Here is a 24,776-nt window from a genome sequence, read left to right as displayed (position 1 = left end):
TCCGGTCACGACGAGCCCTCACGGGTCAGAGGGAATGCGATTTCCGCCTCCAAACCATTTGAGTGGAAAGTTGTTTCAACCTTTCCGCCCAGCCGGTAGCCGATTTCTCCGCGCAGAAGGGTAAGGCCGAAGCCGCTGTCGGTTGGCTCCTTGATGCGGGGGCCGCCCTTCTCGCGCCAAGTGAGCCTGAAGGTTCCGTCCGCCACCGACCATTTCACGACTATCCGCCCGGCAGGTTTCGAAAGGGCACCATATTTAGCGGCATTCGTCGCCAGTTCATGGATTGCCATGCCGAAGGAAAGCCCTTGTACCGGCTTGAGGCTCACCCGTTTGCCATGGAGTTCGAACCGTTCGGCCCCGAAGGGATCGAGTTCCTGGCGCAGCAGTTCCTCGACGGAAGCTTCGGTCCAGCTTTCTCGCGAGAGCAGACTGTATGCTCGTGACATCGCCTGCAGGCGGCCGATCAAGGCGTCGGCGAACTCGTCTTTCGACGCCGAGTTTTCACGGGTCCGGTTGGTGATGCTGGCGACGACCGCCAGCATGTTCTTGACGCGATGGTTCAGCTCCGAGATGAGCACCTGCTGACGCTCTTCCGCCTGCGCCAGCGTCGTCACGTCGATCATGGTCACGACCACGCCTTGGACGCCGCCGCTCTTGTCCCGATAAGGGTTGATGCGAACCAGGTGAAACCGGCCGTTGTCATCGCGCGCAAGGTGATGGTTCAGGGTCTCTCCCGTCTCGAACACCGCCTGGATGTGCCGCTTCAACTCGGGGTAATCGAGTCGGCTCGAAAGATCGGTCAGCGGGCGGCCGACATCGGACGGACGCAAGTTGAAGAACGATGACGCGGCGGGAGTGAAGGTCCGCACCACAAGGTTGCGGTCGAGGAAGATGGTGGCGATTTCCGTGCTTTCGAACAAGTTTCTGAGATCGCTGTTGGCGCGATCGAGTTCCTCTATCTTGCCGGTCAGCTCCGCGTTGATGGTGTTTAGCTCTTCATTGAGCGACTGCATCTCCTCCTTCGAGGCCTCAAGCTCCTCATTGGTCGACTGCGCCTCTTCATTGACGGAGACGAGTTCCTCGTTCGAAGATTTTACTTCCTCCAGCGCGGTTTCGTATTCCTCGATGGTCGATTGCAGCCGCTCGCGTGTGTCGCGCAACTCCCGCTCGAGATCGGCCGCGTCGTCGGTGCCGCGGCTTTCGTGTGCCGGCTCGGAGCGGATCTGGGACTGTCCCACCGGATTGAACAGGACGAGGTAGAGGGGCTCGCCATTACTGCGTTCCGTGTATGGCTCGACCGTCAATGTAATGAACTGAAGCTGTCCGTCGTCTTCCTCGACCGCTATGTTCTCCCGCACGACCGTGCGGCGCGTCGTGGCTGCTTCCCGCAATGCGGCGCGCAGTTCCAGTCTCAGCCCGTGGCGGGCCTGGGTCAGCAACTGCCGGCTCGGGGCGCCTTGCGGCGCTTCCAGATATTTGCCCGTCCGCGCCGAATAGTAGACGATGTCGCCATCGCCATTGACAAGAACGTGAGGCGGGGCGAACCGCTCCAGCACCTGAGCCTCGATCGCCTGGCGCAGTGAATGGCTGGCCGCATCCTTCTTCGAGCCGCCGCGTCCGACCGGAAGGGCACCCGTGCGGCCATTGCCGATCAGGACCGGCGGCCGCGGCGTGGCATGTTCCCGCGCCTGGAATATCCGCTGCTTCTTGTCGACCGTGGCAAACAGGTCACCGTGCTGACCGATGGTTTCCGAGGTCCCGAGGAACAGATAGCCGCCCGGGCGCAGCGCGTAGTGGAAGATCGGGATGACCCGGTTCTGGATCTGCGGGCCGAAATAGATCAGCAGGTTGCGACACGAAATCATGTCGATGCGCGAGAAGGGAGGGTCGCGGATAATGCTGTGCGGCGAAAAGATGCACAGTTCGCGCACCTCCTTGCCGAGCACATAGCTCTCGCCGTCACTGTGGAAAAAGCGTTGCCTGCGCTCGGGCGAAAGCCCGTGCAGCAGCGCTTCTGGATAACGTGCCGCACGCGCCACCGCGAGCGCCGGCTCATCCATGTCGGTCGCGAATATCTGGACGCGCGGCGGCGCCGAAAGCTTCTCCATGCGCTCGCGCATCAGCATGCCGATCGAGAACACCTCCTCGCCGGTGGCGCAGCCGGGCACCCACACACGCACCGCATCGGAGGCGTTCTTGCCTTCGAAAATCTGCGGTATGATCTTGTCCTCCAGCAATTTGAACGCGTCGGCGTCGCGAAAAAAGCTGGTGACGTTGATGAGGAGGTCGCGAAACAGCTTCGCCACCTCGTCCGGATCCCTTTTCAGCCGTTCTGTGTAGGTGGTGATCGACTGCAGCTGCGTTATCTGCATGCGCCGCTTTACGCGACGCAGGAACGTCTTGGCCTTGTAGCCGGAAAAGTCGTGACCGGAATGGCTGCGCAAAATGGCGTAGATTTCATCGCGGGCTCGATCCATCTCGGCCTTGTGTTCGTCGTCTGCTTCGGTCAGGCCGTTCAGCACGTCGAAACCGCGGACAAACGCCTGAAGCTTTGCACCGATCTGCTCGGCGGGCGCCGCTATGTCGATCAGGCCGCTCGAAATCGCGCTCTGCGGCATGGCTGGATTGCGCGGGCCGGAACCGTTGGAGGCCTGGGCAATGGTCAGCCCGCCATGCTCCTTGATTGCCCTGGCGCCGAGCGTGCCGTCCGAATCGCCACCCGACAAGATAATGCCGACGGCATACTCGCCCTGGTCCTCGGCCAATGCGCTGAAGAAGATGTCGATCGGCTTGCGCTCGCGGCTGAACGTGTTCGGCCGGCGCAGCGAAAGCGCGCCCTTACGGATGGTGAGGACGACGTTTTGCGGCATCACATAGACCTGGTCGGGTTGGACCGCTGCCCCCTCCTCGGCCACCAAGACCGGCATTTCGGTATAACGTCGGATGACCTCGTGCAGCAGGCTTTCCCGCTCCGGGCTGAGGTGCGTGACGACGACGAACGCCATGCCGGTGCCGCCGGTCATTCCCTTGAACAGGCCCTCCATCGCCGGAATGCCGCCGGCCGATGCACCGACGCCGACTATGGGAAACCTTCCATTCTGGGATGCCACGCCAAGCCCCTGGTAACAGCCGCGAACACAAAGCCGTCAAATCGGGCCTCAGACCCTAATCACGCCTCAGACTAAGACCGGGCCGAGCCTGAGGCCAGTAAATAGTCCAGTAACGGAACAAAGCACCGCGGCTGGGCATTAACATTTGACTTCGGAGGCGGTTCCAATGGCAAGACGACCACCTGAAATAAAGCCGGCCAAGCGAATCCTGTTGCCCTCGCCGGATCTGACCAAGTTCCCGGTATCTGAAAACATCCCGCCTCGCCTGCTCGCGCTCGCGGAACGGTTGCAAGAGGTCCTGGCCCGCCATTTTGCGGAAGTCCGCGCCGACAGCCGTAAATCCCGCAGGAAGAAGGAACAATGAGGTGCGCGACCTGCAAGGCTTGCATATCCTGATCGTCGAGGACGAATGGATGCTGGCGGGCGATCTTGCACGTTACTTCAGCAAGATGGGCGCCGTGGTGCTTGGCCCGGTGGCGACGGTCGAACAGGCATCAAAACATACGGACGAGGCGGAGGCCGCGATCCTGGACGTCAATCTCAACGGACGACGGGTATTCCCGATCGCCGACGAGTTGATGCGCCGTGGCGTGCCGTTCGTGTTTTTCAGCGGCGACGAAGACATCGTTATTCCTGAGCGCCTTCGCTATGCCAGCAGCCTCCGAAAATCCTCGAACGGCCAGGCTGTCTTCGATGCTCTCTTCCCAGCCGAGACGTCGGCATCGAAAGGAGGCCGATCGTCGGAGCCCTCGGACGACGTATTTTCGCTGCTGCCCAAGCTCAGGCTCGCGGCGCGCCTGCTGCTGGGAGATGTGGAGGCCTCCGACCGGCTGGTCGAGCGAACGCTCGAACAGGCCATCCGCGAAATCGACAAGAGACGATCCGGCTCCTCCACGGAGGACTGGCTCAACGGCATCATGCGAAACATCGTCAGGGCACGCGGGCCAAACCTGCTGCACTGACCGTGGCCGCTGTTTGCCGCGATCCTACTTCCGGCTGCGTTCGACGAATTTGTTGAAGCGGCTGGTCTTTCCGCCGCTGGTCTCATCCTGGTAGAGGAAGGCCAGTTCGTTCTCATCGAAGATCCTGAAGAACTCGTCCCATTCGACAGGCTCGAACGTCTCTTCAGGCTCGCCGAAGTCGATGCGCAGTATGCCTCCCTCGCCCTTGGTGCGCACCACCGCCGGTCGCCCGTCGCGGTCCTCGGCCCAACGGCGGATTTCGTCGTGATCGGTGGTCGTCCTGGATTCAGACATCGCAATCTCCCTTCGATTCCACCGCAGGCCGCGAGATCTCACGCGTTGCTCCGGTCTGCCTCACACAACCAGCAGATGCATTGCTGCCCGGCATGTGCGCGCGGTTGGTTGATTATGGCTCCTAACACCAAGCGCGCTTCGATGTTCCCGTGCCCAGCCCAAGGCGGGGTCGCTTTCGGAGCGCAGCGTTCCGGGAACTTTGTTGAAGCAAGGGAACAAACCTTTCGCCCGGAAGTTTGGGGCGGCAAAGCCATTCGTATGAGGAGTTGTCGTGAAACGTATACTGGTCACGGGAGGCTGCGGTTTTATCGGCCGCCACGTCGCCCAGGAACTCGTTGAACATGGCTATGGGGTTTCAATTCTCGATGCGCTGCTGGACCAGGTGCATGGTGGCGAGGCAATCAGCCTGCCGCCAGGCGCCAAGCTGATCAAAGGCGACGTTCGCGATCGCGACGCCATCGCAGAGGCGGTCGACGATGTCGACGCGATCATTCACCTGGCGGCTGAAGTGGGCGTCGGCCAGTCCATGTACGAGATCGCCCGCTATGTCGGCGCCAACGACCTCGGCACCGCCACGTTGCTGGAAGCGCTGATCAAACGCCCGATCGAACGGATCGTCGTTGCTTCGTCGATGAGCGTCTATGGCGAGGGTCTCTATGCCACGCCGGACGGCCGGCGCATCGACAATGCAAGACGGCAGCCGGACGACATCCGCAGCGGCCAATGGAATCCCCTGTCGCCGGAAGGTGAAGTTCTGTCGCCGCTGCCGACCGACGAACAGAAACCGGTCGATCTCGCCTCAATTTACGCGCTGACGAAATACGCCCAGGAACGCGCCGTACTGATCTTCGGCGAAGCCTATGGGGTCGATGCGGTGGCGCTGCGCCTGTTCAATGTCTTCGGCGCCGGACAGGCGCTCTCGAACCCGTATACCGGTGTCCTGGCGAACTTCGCCTCGCGCATCGCCAACGGCCAGCGGCCGCTGATCTTCGAGGACGGCGAACAGCAGCGCGATTTCGTGCATGTACGCGACGTCGCGCGCGCCTTCCGGCTGGCGCTGGAACAGCCGCAGGCGCGCGGGCACGTCATCAACATCGGCAGCGGCCGGGCCTACGCGGTCAGCGACGTCGCCCGGCTGCTCGCCGAAGCGATGGGCGTGCCTGGCCGCCAGCCGGAAATCCTCGGCAAGGCACGCTCCGGCGATATCCGCAATTGCTTTGCCGACATCTCCAAGGCGCGCGAACTGCTCGGCTTCCAGCCGCAGTACCGGCTGGAGCATTCGCTCGGCGATTTCGTCGCCTGGGTGCGCAACACGGTCGCCATCGATCGCAGCGCCGAGATGAAGCGGGAACTCGAAGCGCGAGGGCTGGTATCATGAGACCGGAGTCACCCGATTTTCGCGAAATGCCCATCGCCATTATCGGCGGCAGCGGCTTCATCGGCTCCAACCTCGCCGACAGCCTGTTGTCGGATGGCGAACTGGTGCTGGTCATCGACAACCTGAGCCGTCCCGGCGTCGAGCAGAACCTGGAATGGCTGACGCAAAAGCACGGCAGCCGCCTGACCATCGAAATCGCCGATATCCGCGACGCAGAGGCGCTCGCGCCGCTGGTGGCGCGTTCGAAAGCGGTTTTCCACTTTGCCGCGCAGACCGCCGTCACCACGAGCCTGGTTCGACCGGACGAAGATTTCGACATCAACCTGCGCGGAACGTTCAACGTCCTGGAAGCCGCTCGCCGCGGCGGCAAGCGCATTCCCGTCGTTTTCGCCAGCACCAACAAGGTCTATGGCCGCCTCGCCGACCTCGCCATGGGCGAAGAAGACGGCAGATACGCGCCTCGCGACGCGGCCATCCATGCGCACGGCATCGACGAGACGCGCGGCCTCGATTTCTGCACGCCCTATGGCTGCTCCAAGGGCGCGGCGGACCAGTATGTCCTCGACTACGCCAAGTCATACGACCTGCCGACGGCGGTGCTGCGCATGAGCTGCATCTATGGACCGCGCCAGTTCGGGACGGAGGATCAGGGCTGGGTCGCCCACTTCCTGCTTAGCGCCTTCTCCGACCGGCCGATCACCATCTATGGCGACGGCAAGCAGGTGCGCGACATCCTCCACGTTGCCGATGCGGTCGCGGCCTATCGCGCCGTGCTCGACCGGATCGAGGAAATCAGCGGCCAGGCATTCAATCTCGGCGGCGGACCACAAAACGCCGTCAGCCTGCGCATGCTGCTGAAGGAGATTCGCGACATAACGAAACGGGACGTTTCGATACGTTACGACCGCGAACGCACCGGCGACCAACCGTTCTTCGTCGCCGACACACGCGCGATCGAGGCGCTGGGATGGAAAGCGCACGTCCCGTGGCAAAATGGCATCCGCGACCTCGCCGACTGGCTGCAGCGTCATCGCCTCGACCCGCATCCCGAACCGGCGAGGTACGTGGCATGAAGGTCGCCCTGGTCAATCCGTCCTGGACGTACCAGGACAGCATCTATTTCGGCTGCCGCCAGCCGCATCTGCCGCTCGAACTCGGCTATTCGAAAGCGCTGCTCGAAGCCACCGGCCACGAGGTGCTGATACTGGACGGGCAGATCCAGAAGCTCGACAACGCCGCGCTCGCCGATCGCGTCGCCGCATTCGAGCCTGGCATGACCGTCGTCAGCACCGCGCCGACCTACCTGTTCTGGCGCTGCGCACCGCCCGAGTTGCGCGTGCCGGCCGATTTCCTCAATCATCTTGCCGGGCGCGGCGGTCGCACCGTCGCCGTCGGGCCGCATGGCTCGGCGACGCCGACGCCGACTTTGCGCAAGCTTGGCGTCGACATCGTCGTGCGCGGCGAATGCGAGGAAGTGGTCGCGGAACTTGCCCGGCGCGACGACTGGACTGCGGTGCCGTCCACCGCCCATTTCGAGGATGGAGAACTGGTCTCGAACGGCGGCGTGCATGCGAGCTCGTTCATCGATCACCCGCCGCTCGAATGGCCATCGGACTGGATTGCCGCGCATTCGCACCACCATCACCGCTTCGACGACAACCAGGTCGGCTTTGGCGCGGAGGTCGAGGCGTCACGCGGCTGCCCGTATAATTGCAGCTTCTGCGCCAAGATCGATTTCCGCGATGCCTATCGCCGCCGGAACCACGAAGCAGTGATCGCCGAGATCGACCGGCTGATCGCACAGGGTGTCGGCTACATCTACTTCATCGACGAGATCTTCCTGCCGCAAAAGGCATTGCTGGAGGCGCTGGTCGATCGCGATGTGAAGTTCGGCGTGCAGACCCGTATCGACCTCTGGAAGCCGGAATTGCTGAAGCTGCTCGGTGCCGCCGGCTGCGTCTCGATCGAGGCGGGCCTGGAAAGCCTGACTGTGGAAGGCCGCGCCATGCTGGCAAAACGCTGCCGTTTGGGCACCGAGGAGCTGGCCGCGTTGCTGGTCGACGCAAGGCGCCACGTGCCGTTCGTCCAAGCCAATCTGATCGGCGTGGTCGAGGACGATCCCGCGCTCGTCGATTATTGGCGAAAGCACCTGATCGACAACGGCGTTTGGGCCAACGAACCGGTGCCGCTCTACCCTTATCCGAGTTCGCCCAGCTATCGCGAACTTTGGGGCGAGCCGGACGATCTCGCCTGGGAGCGCGCGCATGAACATTACCTCGCATCCTTCCGAACGTTCAGCGACATCCAGGAGAAGCGTCCGCGTCCGCTGGCTGAATTGGAGGCCACATGTTGCGGACACTGAGCCCGCCGCGTCGCATACTGATGACCGTCGATGCCGTCGGTGGCGTCTGGCGCTATGCGCTCGATCTGGCCAGGCAACTGGTCGCCGGCGGCGACAGCGTCGTGCTTGCCGGGCTTGGTCCGGAACCGTCCAGGCAGCAGGCGGAGGAGGCCCGGTCATTCGCGGCGCTGACTTGGCTCAACACGCCGCCCGACTGGATGACCCGCAACGAGCACGACCTCGACACATTACAGCAGGAGCTGCACCCGCTCATACGTGACTACGCCGTCGAAATCGTCCATCTCAACGCGCCGACGCAGGCCGCGGGGCTCGATGTGCCCTGCCCGGTCGTGACGGTGTCGCATTCCTGCGTGGTGACATGGTTCCACGCCGTCAAGGGACAGGCGGCGGACGGCGAATGGGCCTGGCAGAAGGACCGCAACCGGCGCGGTTTCGACAAAGCAGGCATTATCGTTGCACCCAGCCGCAGCCATGCCGACATGCTCGAAACCTGCTACGGGCCGATCGCGCGCCTGAGCGTCGTCGGCAACGGGGCGCGGCCCGGCGCGAAGAGCGAAAGACGGGAATCGGTGGTTTTCGCCGCCGCGCGCTGGTGGGACGAAGGAAAGAATGCGGCGGTGCTGGACCAGGCCGCCTCCCTGACGCAATGGCCGGTCTTCGTCGCCGGCTCCTTGCAAGGCCCGGACGGCCAGCATGTTGGCTTCAGTCACGCCGTTCCCGTCGGACCGGTGCCACATGAGGAAGTGCGCTCGCTGATGGCCCGGGCAGGCATTTTCGTATCGCCGTCGCTCTACGAACCGTTCGGCTTGGCCACGCTGGAAGCCGCGATGTCGAAGACGCCTTTGGTGCTCGCGGATATCTCGACCTATCGCGAATTGTGGGACGGGGCGGCCATGTTCTTCGACGCGCGCGATCCGGGCGATCTCGCCAGATGCGTCAACAGCGTTTGCAGCGACGCGCAGCGCCGGCGAGAGCTCGGTGAAGCAGCGGCTCGCCGAAGCCGCAGATTTTCATTGGCAAGACAGGCGACCGCCATGCGCGGCGTCTACGACAAGGCGGCCCTGGCCACCATGGCGGATAATTGATTATGCGATTTTTATTCTACACCCATTCGATCGTGTCCGACTGGAACCACGGCAACGCACATTTCCTGCGCGGCATCATGCGTGAGCTGGTCGCGCGCGGGCACCAGGCTATCGCGCTGGAGCCCGCCGACGGCTGGAGCCGGTCGAACCTGCTGGCCGAGAAAGGGTCCTTCGCAATCGAGCGATTCCGGAAGGACTTTCCCGAGTTGATGCCGGTGACCTACGATGCCGCTTTCGACCACGAAGCCTGGATCTCCGACGCCGATGTGGTGATCGTGCATGAGTGGACCGAGCCGGACCTTGTTGCGCGGCTGGGCAGGGCGAAAGCAACTGGCGGGCGTTTCACGCTGCTGTTCCACGACACGCACCATCGCGCTATCTCGGCTACGCAAGCGATTTCCGCCTTGCGGCTTGAACATTACGACGGCGTGCTCGCCTTCGGCGAGGCGCTGCGGGAAAGCTATCTTCGCGCCGGATGGGGCAAGCGGGTCTTCACCTGGCATGAAGCAGCCGATGACCACCTGTTCCAGCCGCATCCTGAAATCGAGCGTAGTTCCGACCTTATCTGGATCGGCAATTGGGGCGACGACGAGCGCAGTGCCGAAATCAGGGAGTTCCTGGTCGGCCCGGTGCGTGAACTCGGCCTGAGCGGAACCGTCCACGGCGTTCGCTATCCGCGGGAGGCGCTCGCCGACCTTGCGGCCGCCGGCCTGCGCTGCGAAGGCTGGATCGCCAATGCCGACGTGCCGAAGGCGTTCGCGGCGAACCGCATCACGATTCACATCCCGCGGCGTCCATACCGCGAAAGCCTGCCCGGCATCCCGACCATCCGCATGTTCGAGGCGCTCGCCTGCGGCATCCCGCTGGTTTCGGCGCCGTGGTCCGATGTCGAATGCCTGTTCAGGCCAGGCGTAGATTTTCTGTTTGCAAACAACGGTTCCGAGATGCGGCGTCATCTTCGCGCCGTGCTGCACGACGCGGATCTCGCCGCTTCTCTGGCGACGTCGGGCCTCGAGACCATTCGCTTGCGGCACACATGCCGGCACCGGGCGGATGAGCTGTTCGGCGTGCTCGCCGAATGCGGGCACCGCCAAGCCGCCGACACGATCCTTGCAAAGGAGGCCGCCGAATGAAGATCGCATTTTACGGGTCGAGCCTGCTGTCGTCCTATTGGAACGGCGCGGCCACCTATTACCGCGGACTGCTCAAGGCCCTGGCAAGGCTCGGCTACGACATCACCTTCTACGAGCCGGACGTCTACGATCGCCAGAAGAACCGCGATATCGAGGCGCCGGACTGGTGTGCCGTCGTCGTCTACGAGGCCACTCCGCATGCCATGATGCAGGTGGCGGCGCGAGCGGCGGAGGCAGATATCGTCGTCAAGGCGAGCGGCGTCGGTTTCGCCGACGACGCGCTCCTGCGGGCGGTGCTCGATCACGCCCGTGCCGATGCGCTCACCGTATTCTGGGATGTCGATGCGCCGGCGACGCTTGGCCAGTTGCGCGACGAGCCCGACCATCCGCTGCATCGCGCGCTGCAGGAAATCGACCTCGTGCTGACCTATGGCGGCGGCGACCCGGTGGTCTGGGCCTATCGGGCAATGGGGGCGGCCGAATGCGTGCCGATCTACAATGCGCTCGATCCGGAAACGCATCATCCGGTCGGCAAGGATATGCGCTTTGCCTGCGATCTCGCCTTTCTCGGCAACCGGCTGCCGGATCGCGAGGCGCGCGTCGAGGCCTTCTTCCTCGACCCGGCCGGCCGCTCCGCCGATCAGCGCTTCCTGCTCGGCGGATCGGGCTGGGGCGACAAGCAGATGCCCGCCAATGTCCGATGGCTCGGCCATGTCGGCACGCGTGACCACAATGCATTGAACGTCACGGCCAAGGCGGTGCTGAACATCAGCCGCGACAGCATGGCGGCCAATGGCTTTTCACCTGCGACGCGCGTTTTCGAGGCGGCGGGCGCCGGCGCATGCCTCATCACCGACGCCTGGCTCGGCGTGGACCTGTTCCTGAAATCCGGCGAGGAAATCCTCGTCGCGCGCGATGGCGAGGACGTCGCCGAGATCATGCAAAGCCTTAGTGCCGAACGGGCTAAGGCGATCGGGACATCGGCGCTTCGGCGCGTGCTTGGCGAACATACCTATACGACACGTGCCGTTTTAGCCGACGCCATCTTTAGGCGCCATTTCGAGCGTCCGACCGTGGAGGCGGCCGAATGACAAAGCCACTCGACATCGTCTTTCTTGGCCTGTCGCTCTCCTCATCCTGGGGAAACGGCCACGCCACCACCTTTCGGGGGCTGCTTAAAGGTATCCACGAACTCGGCCACCGCGTCACTTTTCTCGAACGCGACGTGCCGTGGTACGCAAGTCACCGGGATCTGCGCGATCCCGATTTCTGCGCCTTGCGCTATTATGAAACGATCGATGATCTTCGCCGCAATTTTGCGCGCTGCCTGCGCGACGCCGATATCGTGGTCGTCGGCTCCTTCGTTCCCGAAGGCCCTGAAATCATCGACGTCGTGGCTTCGCTGTGCACCGGTCAGTTCTGCTTCTACGACATCGACACGCCGATCACGCTGGCCAAGCTTTCGAGCGATGATTGCGAGTACATTGCCAAGCGGCAGGTCCCGTATTTCGACGTCTACTTCTCCTTCACCGGCGGGCCGACGCTTGCCCGTCTGACGGCGGAATTCTGCGCGAGGCGGGCCGAGCCGCTCTACTGCTCCGTCGACCCTGAACGGCATCACGGAACCGGTGATCCAATCCGCTGGGATCTCGGCTATCTCGGCACCTACAGCCCCGACCGCCAGGCGACGCTGGAGGCGCTGCTGTTCGAACCGGCGCGTCGCATGCCGGAGCGCCGCTTCGTCGTGGCAGGCTCGCAATATCCGCGCGAAATCGCCTGGCCGGACAATGTGGATCGCATCGAACACCTGCCGCCGGCAGATCACGCCGCCTTTTACAGCCGCCAACGCTACACGTTGAACGTCACGCGCAGTTCCATGATCGCGGCCGGATGGTCGCCCAGCGTGCGCCTCTTCGAGGCAGCCGCCTGCGGTACGGCGATCATCAGCGATAGCTGGGCCGGACTGGACAGCCTGTTTCCAGAGCGGACGATCCACACGGCGCGCAGGACCGAGGACGTAGTCGGTATCCTGTCCGGGGAATCCGACGGCGCCCGGCTTGCCATGGCCAGGCAGGCGCGCGTGCTCATCCTCGCAGCTCACACAAGCATCGCAAGAGCCCGCGAATTCGTTTCGCTGCTGGCGCAGGCCAAATCGCCACGTTCTGTTCTCGATCTGGACGTCGAGAGCGCAGCATGACCCGCAGACGGGAGAAGATAGAGATGCAGCTATCAAGAAAGGCGCAACGGACCAAGACCGTGCTTGTCGCCGGCGGCGCAGGTTTCCTCGGTTCGCATCTTTGCGAGACAATGTTCCAGGCTGGCTGGCGCGTGATCTGCGTCGACAATTTCCTTACCGGCCGCATGGAGAACATAGCATCGATCGCCGATCGTCCGGATTTTCGGCTGATCAAGCAAGACATTTGCCGACCGTTGGAGCTTGGCGAACCGGTTGACCGCATCTTCAACATGGCGTGCGCGGCCTCGCCGCCGCGTTACCAGGCCGACCCCGTCCATACGACGCGGACTTGCGTCATCGGAACGCTCAATCTGCTGGAGCTCGCCGCCCGCAATGGCGCCCGGTTCCTGCAGGCGTCCACCAGCGAAATTTACGGCGATCCCGAACAGCATCCGCAGAAGGAAGACTATGTCGGCCACGTGAACTGCATCGGGCCCCGCGCCTGCTATGACGAAGGCAAGCGCACCGCCGAAACCTTATGCTTCGATTATTTGAGAATGGGAAAGGCCGATATCCGTGTCGCGCGCATCTTCAACACCTATGGTCCCAGGATGGACCCTGCGGACGGACGGATCGTTTCCAATCTGATCATGCAGGCACTCGAGAGACGGCCGCTGACGATATTCGGCGACGGGCTGCAGACCAGGTCGTTCTGCTACGTTTCCGATCTGGTCGACGGCTTGATCCGGCTGATGGAGGTCGATCCCAATCCACGCCAGCCGGTTAATCTGGGCAATCCGGGGGAGTTCACCATCCTGCAACTGGCGAGCCTGGTGAGAGGCATGACCGCAACCAAATCGGGCCTGAAATTCCTGCCGCTGCCGCAAGACGATCCTCGTCGTCGGCAACCCGACATTTCCCGCGCAAGAAAGCTTCTCGGCTGGTCGCCAAAAGTGCCGCTCAGGCAGGGTTTGATGCACACGATCGGCTATTTTGCCGAGCTTGAGACGGCGCAGATGATCGACAGAAGACGTCGAATTGCCGCCACCGTGCGTTCTGCATCAGGCCGGCTGCAAAACCTGCCGGCCTGAGGCGAGGAGCGTCTGGCCGCTGTATGATCGCGCGGTCGTTTCGGATTTGGTCACTTTTTCTCGTCGCGGGAACAACCCGTCCAGCTTCTGGTTCTGCCAAGGTACCGGCATGGAGACGACTGTGCATCCGAAGCGATCCGCCAAAGACATCGAACAAATGGCCGCAAAGGAGACGGCTGCCTTCCTGCGGCGCGCCTCTATCACCTATCTGGAATGTTGTGTGAGCCTGATGATGACGCATCTTCAGCGCGAGGAGGTAGCCGCCATCCTCGAAAAGGAAGCGGATATGCTGCGCCGGCTGGATTGATCGGGCTCGAAGGGCCGCAGGTCGCCTTGGCTTTCCAGGAAACGAAGCAGCGCGGCAGCGTAACGTCTTGCCGCGGCCGCCAGCCGGATCTGTTCCCGATCATCGCCCGATCGCTCAGCCATGCTCCACAAGCCAAGCTGGAAGGCGAGATAGCAGGGCTCGTAGTAGTGGACCAGTTTGGCATCGACGGGACGAGACGTAGTCGCCTCGACAGCTTTGCACAGTGCCGCAGTCGCCGCATCGGAGAGGCTGTACTCGACACGGGCGCCGGCAATGTCCCAGGCGATGTCCTGGCAGCCGATCAGATCGTGCGATCGGCAATGGTCGAGGGCGTCCGTCTTGATCAGCGTTCCGCCGCGCGAAAGGATGAACTCCCACGGATGAAGCCGCCCGTCGATTTCGACCCGCTGCATGGTCTTTGGTGAAGCCTGTTTCGAGAACCAGTTCCGCAGCTCCGCCGCGCGGCTTTCGCCCAGCGCCTCGCTGGTATTCCGCACGGCCATGTCGGCAAGCGCCTCCAGCGAGGCACCCGGCCCGGAGGCGGGCAGATTGGCTGCGCGCCAGGCGAGATAGCGCGCCAGATGAGCGACCATTTTTTGTTTCGAATGCCTTGCCCGCTCCAGCGTTGCACCGTCGCTCCAGCGTTCGACGAGAAAGCCATGGCACAGCCCGGCAATTTCCGGGCCAAAGCCTGCGTCATGCAGCCTCCTGGCAGTCTCGGCCTTGTGCATTCCGATTTCACCGAGGCCGACGAATTTGACCGACCATTTTTCCCGGCCCGCAGAAGCAAGAAACTTTCGCCGCTCGAAGCCGCGGTGGACGGGTGGCCAATGATCCTGCGAGCCATAATGCAAGCGACGCCACTCTCCGGCGGATATTTCCATCAGGCTGACCGCTGTGCGGCCGATCGTCCTGGCCACCCAATCCCGCAGCGCCGGCAGAGCGGATCCCGCGGGGAAAGTCCGTTCGAAATGCGCGGTGTGTTTTTGGCAAACCGTCCATGCCTCACGGATGTCCGCCGATGCCTCGGGACCCGGCCCACCCGAATGGCTGGGGAACAGATGGATGCGCCCGGCATCGATATCCAGCGCTTGCAGCCATGCGACGACGGCGTGAAACGAGCTGCCGGACAGGCCCGGGCCCTCATCGACGACAGCGAAATGGGCCGATGGCCTTGTCCTCCAGCCGCCGATCAGTTCCGGATCGGCGGCAAGCCGCCTGCGAAACGGATGACCGATCGGACGGACACCGACGGGTGCCTGTGCGCCGATGGCTGCAGCCACCATCGCTGCAAGCCCCAGGCCGATGCTGCGGATGCCGATTACGCATGTGTTCGCATCGAGACCCGACTGCCGCGCGGCGACCAAATAGCTTTCCGGATAGAGCGCGTAATGGGCGTAGCCCTCGGCCGTGCCGATGAGGATTTCGCCGTCGCAATCGAGTTCGGCCAGCATTCGCGGCACGTCGGCATCGATCGGGCCGTCGACGGCGAATCCGGCCCTCCACGATCTGCCCACGTCCCGGGCCAAGCCGACCAGGAGATTTGCGCCCGCGATCCGCTGTCGGGAATTCCTGTCCATGCCGTTGGCCTCGAATTCAGCATCGGCAAGGCCCTGGACCAATTCCGAGGTCTTGATGAACAGGCCGACCAGGGCTGCGTGGCGTTCGATCCCGCTGGGCATCTCCGCAATGTGCCCGGCCGCTTCGCAGGCCGAGCTGCGAACATGTCGCGCGCTCTCAATTCGCTTGTGGTCGCCATAGACGATCATTGTCCCGTCCCGGTTGGCCTCACTGCACAACTCGGCGAGCGCTACTTTGATCCACCATCGGTTGCACGATTTTTGCAGCCGGCAAGGAACAATCAGCGAGGCAGGCGGTTTGGCACGAAGAACTTACCTTCAACAGCATAGGCAGCGGTTTCGTGGGATCGAAGAAAGTTCGGATCGGAATAGTCGGCGTCGGCAACTGCGCCTCCTCCCTTGTTCAGGGCATCACCTATTACCGCGACGCAAGAAGCAATGAGCCCATACCCGGGCTGATGCATGCCGATCTTGGCGGCTACCATGTCAAGGACATCGAGGTGGTCTGCGCTTTCGACGTCGCCAAGGGCAAGGTCGGACGCGATGTGGCCGACGCGATCTACAGCGCGCCGAACAATACTTTCCGCTTTGCCAATGTAGCGCCTACCGGCGCCCGCGTCGAACGCGGACCGACGCTGGATGGCATCGGCAAATATCTGCGTGACGAGATCGTGGAGGCCGACGAACCCGTCGCCAACATCAGCAAGATCCTCGCCGAAAGCGGCGCCGAAATCCTGGTGTCATATCTGCCTGTCGGTTCGGAGGAGGCAACGCGCTTTTATGCCGAGTGCGCGCTCGAGGCGGGCTGTGCCTTCGTCAACTGCATACCCGTCTTCATCGCCTCGCGGCCGGAGTGGCGCCGGCGCTTCGAGCAGCACGGCCTGCCGCTGATCGGCGACGACATCAAGAGCCAGGTCGGTGCGACGATCGTCCACCGGCTGCTCGCCAACCTGTTCCGCGAGCGCGGCGTGCGCATCGATCGCACCTACCAGCTCAATTTCGGCGGCAACACCGACTTCCTCAACATGCTGGAGCGCGAGCGGCTGGAATCGAAGAAGATCTCAAAGACGCAATCCGTCACCAGCCAGATCGACGTTCCCCTGGAGCCCGGCAACATTCACGTCGGGCCGAGCGACCATGTCCCGTGGCTGACCGATCGCAAGTGGGCCTATATCCGGGTCGAAGGCACGACCTTTGGCGGCGTACCGCTCAATGCCGAGCTCAAGCTGGAAGTGTGGGATTCGCCCAATTCGGCCGGCGTCGTCATCGATGCGGTGCGTTGCGCCAAGCTGGCGCTCGACCGCGGTATCGCGGGCGCGCTGACCGGTCCCTGCAGCTATTTCATGAAATCGCCGCCCGAGCAGTTCACCGACGCGGAAGCGCGCCAGCGCACGCTCTCTTTTATCGCCGGCAAGGACGAGCCGATGCTCGATGCCGCGGAATGACGACGACGTTCTTTCTGGTGCGCCACGCCGCGCACGACAATGTCGGCTGTTATCTTGCCGGAAGGATGGCCGGCGTTTGCCTCGGCGAAGCCGGCAAGGCACAGGCCTCGCATCTGGCAGACCGCATGGCACGTGAGGCGATAGCGGCAATCTTCAGCAGCCCGCGCGAACGCACGCAGGAGACTGCCAATCCGATCGCGCTCGCCTGCAATGCCGGTGAAATCGCGATCCGCGAGGAGATCGATGAGATCGACTTCGGCACCTGGTCGGGGAAGACCTTCGAGGAGCTGAACCAGGATGCCGACTGGCGGGTGTGGAACGACCAGCGTCAGCAGGCGAGAACACCGAGCGGCGAGACCATGCTGGACGTGCAGCAACGCGTCGTCTCATTGATCGAGCAGGTCCGCGGCACCTACCAGAACCAGGGCGTCGCACTGGTCAGCCATGCCGACGTCATCAAGGCCGCCGTGTGCAAGGTGCTCGGCCTGTCGCTGGGGAACTGCTTTCGCTTCGATATCGACCCAGCCTCGATCACCACGGTTGTTTGGGGGGACTGGGGGTCGAAGCTGATCAGACTCAACGAAGCTGCCTGACGAGGAATTGCCGGATGCGCATGGCTATTTTCGGTCTTACCGTGACATCGTCGTGGGGCAATGGGCACGCCACACTGTGGCGCGGATTGATCCGGGCGATGGCCGGGCTGGGCTGGTCCATCACCTTCTTCGAACGCAACACTCCCTATTATGCCGGGACGCGCGACCTCGATCAGTTGGATGGCGGCAGCATTGTCCTTTATCCGGACTGGCAGGACATCCAGAGCGTTGCCGAGCAGGCGATGAGTGAGGCCGATGTCGTCATCGTCACCTCCTATTGCCCCGATGCCGTGAGCGCGTCGCGCCTTGCCCACCAGGCCTGCCGCGGACTGAAGGTGTTCTACGATCTGGACACGCCGGTGACGCTGGCGCGGATCGAACAAGGTGAGCCTCCGGCCTATTTCGGGCCGGAAGGGCTTCGCGATTTCGATCTCGTGCTGAGCTACACGGGAGGAACCGCGATCGACGCATTGAGGTCGATGCTGGGTGCGCGCCACGTCATGCCGCTCTACGGCCATGTCGATCCAGAGCGACACCGGCCGGCTCCGCCCAGGCCGGAGTTTGCCGGCGACCTTTCCTATCTCGGGACCTATGCGGCAGACCGCCAGGCCGGGGTCGAGAGGCTGCTGGTCAGTCCGGCTGCGCGCCTGCCGGAGCGCCGCTTCATCATTGGCGGCGCACAATATCCGCAGGAATTCCCGTGGAGCGACAATATTTTCTTCGTCCGTCACCTGCCGCCCGCCGACCACCCCGCCTTCTTTTCATCATCACGGCTGACTCTGAATGTGACCCGCGAGGCGATGGCAGAAAGGGGCTGGTGCCCATCCGGCCGGCTGTTCGAAGCCGCCGCTTGCGGTGCCGCGATGGTGAGCGACACATGGCCGGGACTGGAGGCCTTTTTCCGGCCCGGCGAAGAGATCGTCGTGGCGAACAGCACCGACGACGTGGTCGCCGCGCTCGACCTGTCCGACGCCGAGCTTGACGCCATCCGCCGCCGAGCGCGCGAGCGGGTGCTGGAGGAACACACCTCGGCACGGCGCGCGAAGGAATTCGACCGCATCCTGTCCGATGCACTGCACGGCTCCACGCATGGCGAGCCGTTGAAGGAGGCAGTTTGATGTTGGGCATCGTGCCCGCAGCCGGACGGGGAAGCCGCATCCAGCCGCTCGGCTTTTCGAAGGAGCTTCTGCCGGTCGGCAGCCGCATCGACGGCAACACCGAGCGGCCTTGCGCGGTCAGCGAATACCTGGTGCGCCGCATGGTGCGCGCGGGGGCCGACAAGATCTGCTTCGTCATCGGCTCGGGTAAGTCGGATATCCTCGAATATTATTCTGCCGGCTATGCCGACGCGACTGCGCTGTTTGTGGTGCAGCCCTCTCCGGTCGGCCTTTGCGACGCCATCTTCCGTGCCGCACCGCTCGTCACAGCCGATGAGACCGTTCTGGTCGGGTTGCCCGATACGATCTGGTTTCCCGAAGACGGCTTCCTGGCCCTCCCGGACGACGGCCTGTCCTTCCTGCTGTTTCCGGTGGACCAGCCGGAGTTCTTCGACGCCGTCGTTGTCGACCAGGACAGCCGGGTGAAGCAAATCCAGGTCAAACAGCAGAATGCCGCGTCGAACTGGATCTGGGGTGCGTTCAAGATGCCCGGCCGCACCCTTCACCAGCTCGCCGCGCAGTGGCGGGAACGGGACCGGTGCGACGAATATATCGGCACGCTGGTCAATGCCTATCTCGCCGCCGGAGGCGATGCCTGCGGCATCAAGGCTGGCACCGCCTATGTCGACGTCGGCACCTTCAACGGCTACCGCACCGCACTTCGCCTGCTTGAAAGCGCCGCCGGTACCAGGGACGATCAAGTCGACATTACGCTGCCCGGCCACCAGCACGTCCCTGTCCTCGCAGGCGAAAGAGGCTAGCCATGCTGCATTCCGATGCCGAAATCCGCCGCCGTATCGATGCGCTCGGCCCATGGTTCCACAATATGGAACTGGCCGGCATCGAAACCGCTCCCGACCATTTCCTTGGCAACTATCCGCTGATCAAATGGCGCAAATTCGCCGACGCCATTCCCGCCGATCTTTCCGGCAAGGCGGTGCTCGACATAGGCTGCAATGCGGGTTTCTATTCGATCGAGATGAAACGCCGCGGCGCCGGCCGCGTGCTTGGCATCGATTTCGATGAGGCTTACCTGGCGCAGGCGCGCTTTGCCGCCGAGGTAGCAGACTGCGACATCGAATTCCGGCAGCTCTCGGTCTACGACGTTGGCGCCCTGCATGAGCGGTTCGACATCGTGCTGTTCATGGGCGTGCTCTACCATTTGCGCCATCCCTTGCTCGCACTCGATCTGATCCGGGAGCACGTCGCCCGGGACCTGATGATCTTCCAGTCGATGCAGCGCGGCAGCACCAACGTGCCGGCGCTCGAGCAGAATTATCATTTCTGGACCCACGACCTGTTCGACCGGCCGGAGTTCCCAAAGCTGCATTTCATCGAGCATCGCTATGCCGACGACCCGACCAACTGGTGGATTCCCAATCGCGCCTGCACCGAAGCCATGCTGCGCAGCGCCGGCTTCGAGATCGTGCTGCAACCGGAGCAGGAGGTCTATTTCTGCCGCAGCGGCGACGTGCCGGCCGGCGGCGCCGCCGTCTACCCGTCGAAAGGACAGATAAATGATTGAAGCCGCCATGATCTGGAACGAGCCCAACAACAAATCCCACTGGGATCCCGAGCTCGACCCCGACTGGAGTCGCTTCGCCGCTACGGCAATCCTGGCCGCCGACGCGATCGCGTTGGAGAATCCGGCCTTGACCAAGGTCCTTGGCGGCATCTCGCCGATCGATGCCGGCTTCATGACACGGATGAAGGAATTCGGCGTGCTCGATCATGTCGACGCAGTCGCCGTGCACGGCTTTCCGCTCGACTGGAACCTCTGGCAGATCCACGAATGGCCGCAGAAGATCGGCGAGATTTCGGCTGTCACCGATCTTCCGGTATGGGTCAGCGAGGTCGGCGTGTCGACCTTCGGCGCCGAGGAGGTACAGGTCTGGGGCCTGCGCCGGACCGCGGAATTGCTGATCGGCAACGCACCGCGCATCCAATGGTACAGCCTCTACGACCTGCCGCGCGAGTGGGAAGCGACGACGCGCCATCGCGAGGCGGAAGGCTCGTCTTACTACCGCCATTTCTACATGGGCTTGCTCCGCCAGGACGGCACGCCAAAGCCCGCGCTCGAGGAGTTCCTGCACCACACGCCGGCAATGGGACTGGTGCAGTGGTTCCATTTCGAAGATCACCGGCTGGACGATGCCGTTGCCTGGATGAAACGCCTCGGCGTCACCAATCTGCGCACCGGGCTTTCCTGGGCCGACAGCTTCAGGCCGAACGCACTTGACTGGTTCGACCGGCAGATGGAAGCTTTGGCCGACTTCGACGTGACGGTTACTTTCTGCTTCACGCCGGAACACCGCGGAATGATGCCGCACCACAGCAGTCCGCCGCTGGTGCCGGAGGAATTCGCCGACTTCTGCGCGGCAATGACGCGCCGATATGCCGGCAGCATCGCTGCCCCTTCGTTCGGCAGGCTGCGCGCCTCCGCAGCGTGAGGAGCTTCGGCTCTCCAGCCATGACGCTCACCGTCCTCAACGTCGCCTATCCCCTCGCCCCGGTCGGGCCGGATGCGGTCGGTGGTGCCGAGCAGGTGCTGTCGATGCTCGACCAGGCGCTCGTACAGGCCGGACACCGCTCGATCGTGATCGGCTGCCAGGGCTCGAGCGCTGCGGGTGTCCTCATCGAGACGCCGGCCGAACCGGGCGTGCTCGATGAAGCGGCGAAGCGCCGGGCGCAGCGTGCTCATTGCGCCGCAATTGCTACCGCGCGCGCTCGCTGGCCAATCGACGTGGTCCATTTGCACGGTATCGATTTCGATGCCTATCTGCCGGGCGACGGGCCGACATTGGTGACCCTGCATTTGCCGCTCGACTGGTATCCGGCCGACGCTCTCAATCCGGCGCGGGAGGATCTGTGGCTGCATGCGGTATCGGCGGCTCAGCAAAGAACCGCGCCGCCGGGAGCCAGGCTGATTGGGCCGATTCCCAACGGAGTGGACGTCGACGCGCTGAGCGAGCCGAAGGCCAAACACGACTTTGCGCTCGTGCTCAGCCGCGTCTGCCCGGAAAAGGGCATCCATCTGGCGCTCGACGCAGCCAAGAAGGCCAGCGTGCCGCTGGTCATCGGTGGCAAGGTCTACCCCTATGAAACTCACACAACGTATTTTCGCGACGAGGTCGAACCCCGGCTGGACGACCGGCGCCGCTTCCTTGGTCCGCTCGGCTTTGTCGCCAAGCGGCGCCTGCTGAATACAGCCCGCTGCCTAGTCATCCCGAGCCTTGCCGCGGAGACCAGTTCGCTCGTCGCAATGGAGGCGCTCGCCTGCGGCACCCCCGTGGTGGCCTTCCCGAGTGGCGCACTGCCGGATGTGGTCGAGCACGGCAAGACCGGGTATCTGGTCGGGGATGTCGACGAGATGGCCGAAGCCATCGCTGCCGCACCCAGCCTGGACCCCGAGACCTGCCGAGCCGAGGCGCGGCGGCGCTTTTCACTCGACCGCATGGTTTCCTCCTACATGGACGCCTATCGGGCGCTGGCACGGCTCGGCACAGACAGCGGGCAGCTCGCGACGGCGAGGTGAGCAGGACATGCTCCGCAGTCAGATCATCGACGATCCGGCGGACCTCGAAGCCCTCGAGCCGCACTGGTGGGAACTCTGGTCGCGCAGTCCCTCGGCGACGCCGTTCCAGTCTCCCGCATGGTTGCTGCCATGGTGGCGGACATTTGCTCCCGGCGAGCTGGCGACGGTCGCCGTCTGGCGTGGCGACGATCTGGTCGGCCTGGCGCCACTCTATCTGGAACGCCACGACGCCGGCGCGCGATTGCTTCCGCTCGGCATTTCGTTGAGCGACTATCTGGATGTCCTTTGTCTTCCCGAGATGGCCGAACCGGTCGGCGCAGTCATCGGTGGCGCCGTTCTTTCCGTCGGCTGGTCACAGTGGATCTTGCAGGACCTGCCTCCCGGCGGCGCCGGCCTTGCCATCAGGCATGCCGCGCTCGAATCGTGCCAAGCCGTCGGTCACGCCGCTTGCCCGGTGCTCGCCCTCGCCGGCGACCAGACGCTTCAAGGCTGCGTTCCGGCACGGCGGAGGCGCCAATTGCGCCGCGCCCACAGGGCCGCGTCGAGACGCGGCAGTGTCTCCATCGAACCCGCTTTGTCCGATCCGCAGACATTCCTCGACCAGCTGATCCGCCTTCACCGCGCGCGCTGGGCCGGACACGGCGACGGCGTGCTGTCCGATTCCCGCGTGGAAGAATTCCACCGTCAGGCGCTGCCGCAGCTGGTCGCACAGGTGCTTGCCCGATGCTGGCTTATCACGATCGGTAACGCGATCGTGGGCGCCTATTACGGGTTCCATCATCGTGGCCGCGCTTGCGCTTATCTCGGTGGCTTCGATCCGGCCTATGCCGAGGAAAGTCCCGGCGCGCTGCTCATCGGCCAGGCGATAAGGCAGGCGATCTGCGAAGGCGCGGAAGAGTTCGATTTTCTGCGCGGACAAGAGGCCTACAAGTACAGCTGGGGCGCCGTAGACCGGTGGACGATGCGCAAGATCTGGACGCGGAGCAAAGGGCGATGAGCGCGACCCAGCCAGAATCTCGGCGGTCGATATCAGCAAGGCGGGTGCTGGAGGATTGCATGGCAGACGGTGCCGGCGTCGAAGCCGTCATCGCCAGGCTGGCTCTCCGTTTCGAGACAGGAATCGAAGCCGCAGAACTGGCGAAGATTGCACAAACCACACATTCGGCCGATTCGCGAAAGACGGCAAAACTACAACGGATTGCCGACCTGCTGCAGCGCAGGCCCGAGATCTTCGCCACGCTGCGCAAAACAGGTGGTGCCGTTCGGCACGAGCGTGGGGAGGACGAGACCGACGATGCGGTCGTCAAACGGCTGGCGGCCGGGTTTGACGCGGCGGCGGCGATCTCCCCGGCGGCGAGCGTCCAGCTGTCATCGCTGGGCAATGAGGAAAAGCTCTCTGCCGCTACGGCTGAGATCGTTGCATGGCTGGAGAGGCGAGGCTTTACCGGTACCGACTACGACATACTGGATATCGGCTGTGGTATCGGTCGGTTCGAACAGGCGCTCTCCGCTCTGTCGCACCGGATCGTCGGCAGCGATATATCCCCAGCGATGATCTCGATCGCCCGCCGGCGATGCGCCGGGCTCGGCAATGTAGAATTCCGCCCTACGCGCGGTTTCGATCTTGCCGATTTTTGCGATGCAAGCTTCGACCGCGTGCTGGCCGTCGACAGCTTTCCCTATCTGGTGCTGGCCGGCCTTGCGGAGCGACATTTCGTGGAAATCGCGCGCGTGCTGAAGAGGCCGGGGATGGCCGCGCTTTTGAATTATTCATATCGCGGATCGCCGGCGCTGGATCGCGCCGATGTCCATAACTTCGCCAACGCAAATGGCATGCAAGTCCTCGTCGACGGCGAAAAGCCGTTCCGGCACTGGGACGGCGATGCCTTCCTGCTTACGATTTCCGGCGGAACATTGCGGCCCAACGCTGGTTCGGATGCCGAACGGGAAAAGCCGCTATTCGACGGTATGAAGGAGGACAAGATGGCGTCCGGAAGCAAGAAGCACATCGGTCGCGGCAGTCACGGCAAAGGCGCTGGCGCTGGCGCGATGACCGATCTTCCCAAGGACAAGATCGGAGAGAACGCCGTTCTGTCCAACAGAGACAAGAAGCAGCACACCAAGGAGCGTGGGCTCGACGGCAATCGGGTCAAGTCCGAGCAGTACCAGGATCATTCGGCGGATCGGCGGCCTGAAGACTGATCGTTGCGGCGGCATATGGCTTGCAGCCGGCGAGCAATTGAAACGCAGCGAGAGGCCAACCGCTGACGAAGCTGTGCAAGGACCGAAGCCGGTCGCATGGATGGCCTGCAAATTCTTGCAAACTCGCACTGTTGCCACCAGAGTGAGGTGAAGGGACCAACATTTGCCAAGAGAACGCGATGTCTCGCTCAAGGGAAGATTCTGTCAGCACGCGTGCCGATCTGACGATAGACCGGGAAATCGCTTCCTTGCTTGCGGCCATCGAACAGGAAAGGGTTCCTGACCGGCTGACCAAACTTGCGATCGAGTTGCAGCATGCGCTTGTCGAAAGGCGCTTGCGCGAGACCAGCAACTAACGTGACGTGT

Annotated in this window: 24 protein-coding genes and 1 pseudogene; 21 read left to right on the top strand and 4 right to left on the bottom strand. The window is 63.3% G+C overall.

Features of this window, described 5'->3' with window-relative positions:
* Positions 1-5: 5 nt before the first annotated feature.
* Positions 6-3,110 (bottom strand): CheR family methyltransferase, encoded by a 3,105-nt coding sequence (locus NKH49_RS00615; protein WP_352612133.1) that lies wholly within the window; start codon positions 3,108-3,110, stop codon positions 6-8.
* Positions 3,111-3,276: 166 nt separating this feature from the next.
* On the opposite strand from NKH49_RS00615, the gene NKH49_RS00610 reads away from it, so the two are divergent.
* Positions 3,277-3,474, top strand: a complete 198-nt coding sequence (locus NKH49_RS00610) for a hypothetical protein (protein WP_352472888.1) — start codon at positions 3,277-3,279, stop codon at positions 3,472-3,474.
* Position 3,475: 1 nt separating this feature from the next.
* Entirely contained in the window at positions 3,476-4,072 is a 597-nt protein-coding gene (locus NKH49_RS00605) for a response regulator (protein ID WP_352612131.1), read from the top strand.
* Between the two features lie 24 nt (positions 4,073-4,096).
* Here the strand turns inward: NKH49_RS00605 and NKH49_RS00600 are convergent, their stop codons facing one another.
* The gene (locus NKH49_RS00600) at positions 4,097-4,366 is read right to left on the bottom strand and encodes a hypothetical protein (RefSeq protein WP_352472886.1); all 270 of its coding nucleotides are present in this window, start codon (positions 4,364-4,366) and stop codon (positions 4,097-4,099) included.
* Between the two features lie 271 nt (positions 4,367-4,637).
* Here NKH49_RS00600 and NKH49_RS00595 point away from each other — a divergent pair, with 271 nt between their 5' ends.
* The 9 genes from NKH49_RS00595 to NKH49_RS00555 are packed head-to-tail and all read left to right on the top strand — an operon-like array spanning position 4,638 to position 13,898.
* A complete protein-coding gene (locus NKH49_RS00595) occupies positions 4,638-5,744 on the top strand; it encodes an NAD-dependent epimerase/dehydratase family protein (protein WP_352612129.1) in 1,107 nt (368 codons plus the stop codon).
* Entirely contained in the window at positions 5,741-6,817 is a 1,077-nt protein-coding gene (locus tag NKH49_RS00590; RefSeq protein WP_352612127.1) for an NAD-dependent epimerase/dehydratase family protein, read from the top strand. The genes NKH49_RS00595 and NKH49_RS00590 overlap by 4 nt, the downstream gene beginning before the upstream one ends.
* Positions 6,814-8,106, top strand: coding sequence for a TIGR04295 family B12-binding domain-containing radical SAM protein (locus tag NKH49_RS00585; protein ID WP_352612125.1), 1,293 nt, complete (start codon positions 6,814-6,816; stop codon positions 8,104-8,106). Before NKH49_RS00590 ends, NKH49_RS00585 begins: the two co-directional genes overlap by 4 nt.
* Positions 8,091-9,191 (top strand): glycosyltransferase family 4 protein, encoded by a 1,101-nt coding sequence (locus NKH49_RS00580; protein ID WP_352612123.1) that lies wholly within the window; start codon positions 8,091-8,093, stop codon positions 9,189-9,191. Before NKH49_RS00585 ends, NKH49_RS00580 begins: the two co-directional genes overlap by 16 nt.
* A gap of 2 nt (positions 9,192-9,193) precedes the next feature.
* Positions 9,194-10,324 carry a CgeB family protein gene (locus tag NKH49_RS00575; RefSeq protein ID WP_352612121.1) on the top strand — a complete coding sequence of 377 codons (1,131 nt, stop codon included), beginning with the start codon at positions 9,194-9,196 and terminating at the stop codon, positions 10,322-10,324.
* Positions 10,321-11,415 (top strand): CgeB family protein, encoded by a 1,095-nt coding sequence (locus tag NKH49_RS00570; protein ID WP_352612119.1) that lies wholly within the window; start codon positions 10,321-10,323, stop codon positions 11,413-11,415. Before NKH49_RS00575 ends, NKH49_RS00570 begins: the two co-directional genes overlap by 4 nt.
* Complete coding sequence (locus tag NKH49_RS00565) at positions 11,412-12,521, top strand: CgeB family protein (RefSeq protein ID WP_352612118.1); 1,110 nt, start codon at positions 11,412-11,414, stop codon at positions 12,519-12,521. Before NKH49_RS00570 ends, NKH49_RS00565 begins: the two co-directional genes overlap by 4 nt.
* A gap of 23 nt (positions 12,522-12,544) precedes the next feature.
* Positions 12,545-13,591, top strand: a complete 1,047-nt coding sequence (locus NKH49_RS00560; protein ID WP_352472879.1) for a UDP-glucuronic acid decarboxylase family protein — start codon at positions 12,545-12,547, stop codon at positions 13,589-13,591.
* Positions 13,539-13,898, top strand: a complete 360-nt coding sequence (locus tag NKH49_RS00555) for a hypothetical protein (RefSeq protein WP_352472931.1) — start codon at positions 13,539-13,541, stop codon at positions 13,896-13,898. The genes NKH49_RS00560 and NKH49_RS00555 overlap by 53 nt, the downstream gene beginning before the upstream one ends.
* Here NKH49_RS00555 and NKH49_RS00550 read toward each other — a convergent pair.
* Complete coding sequence (locus tag NKH49_RS00550; protein WP_352612116.1) at positions 13,835-15,667, bottom strand: hypothetical protein; 1,833 nt, start codon at positions 15,665-15,667, stop codon at positions 13,835-13,837. The genes NKH49_RS00555 and NKH49_RS00550 overlap by 64 nt on opposite strands.
* A 152-nt stretch (positions 15,668-15,819) precedes the next feature.
* Here NKH49_RS00550 and NKH49_RS00545 point away from each other — a divergent pair, with 152 nt between their 5' ends.
* The 10 genes and pseudogenes from NKH49_RS00545 (at position 15,820) to NKH49_RS00500 (ending at position 24,410) form a co-directional block, all read left to right on the top strand.
* Positions 15,820-16,923, top strand: coding sequence for an inositol-3-phosphate synthase (locus NKH49_RS00545; protein ID WP_352488477.1), 1,104 nt, complete (start codon positions 15,820-15,822; stop codon positions 16,921-16,923).
* Positions 16,920-17,516, top strand: a complete 597-nt coding sequence (locus NKH49_RS00540; RefSeq protein ID WP_352612114.1) for a histidine phosphatase family protein — start codon at positions 16,920-16,922, stop codon at positions 17,514-17,516. The genes NKH49_RS00545 and NKH49_RS00540 overlap by 4 nt, the downstream gene beginning before the upstream one ends.
* A 14-nt stretch (positions 17,517-17,530) precedes the next feature.
* On the top strand, positions 17,531-18,634 hold the full coding sequence (locus NKH49_RS00535) for a CgeB family protein (protein WP_352472875.1): 1,104 nt from the start codon (positions 17,531-17,533) through the stop codon (positions 18,632-18,634).
* The gene (locus NKH49_RS00530; RefSeq protein WP_352612112.1) at positions 18,634-19,434 is read left to right on the top strand and encodes a nucleotidyltransferase family protein; all 801 of its coding nucleotides are present in this window, start codon (positions 18,634-18,636) and stop codon (positions 19,432-19,434) included. The genes NKH49_RS00535 and NKH49_RS00530 overlap by 1 nt, the downstream gene beginning before the upstream one ends.
* 2 nt (positions 19,435-19,436) lie before the next feature.
* Positions 19,437-20,198 carry a TIGR04290 family methyltransferase gene (locus NKH49_RS00525; RefSeq protein WP_352612110.1) on the top strand — a complete coding sequence of 254 codons (762 nt, stop codon included), beginning with the start codon at positions 19,437-19,439 and terminating at the stop codon, positions 20,196-20,198.
* A complete protein-coding gene (locus NKH49_RS00520; protein ID WP_352502177.1) occupies positions 20,191-21,123 on the top strand; it encodes a glycoside hydrolase 5 family protein in 933 nt (310 codons plus the stop codon). Before NKH49_RS00525 ends, NKH49_RS00520 begins: the two co-directional genes overlap by 8 nt.
* Before the next feature lie 20 nt (positions 21,124-21,143).
* Positions 21,144-22,208 carry a glycosyltransferase family 4 protein gene (locus NKH49_RS00515; RefSeq protein WP_352612108.1) on the top strand — a complete coding sequence of 355 codons (1,065 nt, stop codon included), beginning with the start codon at positions 21,144-21,146 and terminating at the stop codon, positions 22,206-22,208.
* A 7-nt stretch (positions 22,209-22,215) separates the two neighbouring features.
* On the top strand, positions 22,216-23,205 hold the full coding sequence (locus NKH49_RS00510) for a GNAT family N-acetyltransferase (RefSeq protein WP_352872149.1): 990 nt from the start codon (positions 22,216-22,218) through the stop codon (positions 23,203-23,205).
* A pseudogene (locus NKH49_RS00505) lies at positions 23,202-23,966 on the top strand (class I SAM-dependent methyltransferase); the annotation flags it as partial. The gene NKH49_RS00510 and the pseudogene NKH49_RS00505, both read left to right, overlap by 4 nt.
* 225 nt (positions 23,967-24,191) lie before the next feature.
* Complete coding sequence (locus tag NKH49_RS00500; protein ID WP_023676213.1) at positions 24,192-24,410, top strand: hypothetical protein; 219 nt, start codon at positions 24,192-24,194, stop codon at positions 24,408-24,410.
* 188 nt (positions 24,411-24,598) lie between these two features.
* On the opposite strand, the gene NKH49_RS00495 is transcribed toward NKH49_RS00500, so the two are convergent.
* The gene (locus NKH49_RS00495) at positions 24,599-24,727 is read right to left on the bottom strand and encodes a hypothetical protein (RefSeq protein ID WP_352502174.1); all 129 of its coding nucleotides are present in this window, start codon (positions 24,725-24,727) and stop codon (positions 24,599-24,601) included.
* Between the last annotated feature and the right edge of the window lie 49 nt (positions 24,728-24,776).

The sequence above is a fragment of the Mesorhizobium sp. M1088 genome (assembly GCF_040318575.1).
In the GTDB taxonomy this organism is placed as follows: domain Bacteria; phylum Pseudomonadota; class Alphaproteobacteria; order Rhizobiales; family Rhizobiaceae; genus Mesorhizobium.
Note: the sequence above shows the minus strand (reverse complement) of the source record. Positions and strands in the feature narration are given on the sequence as shown.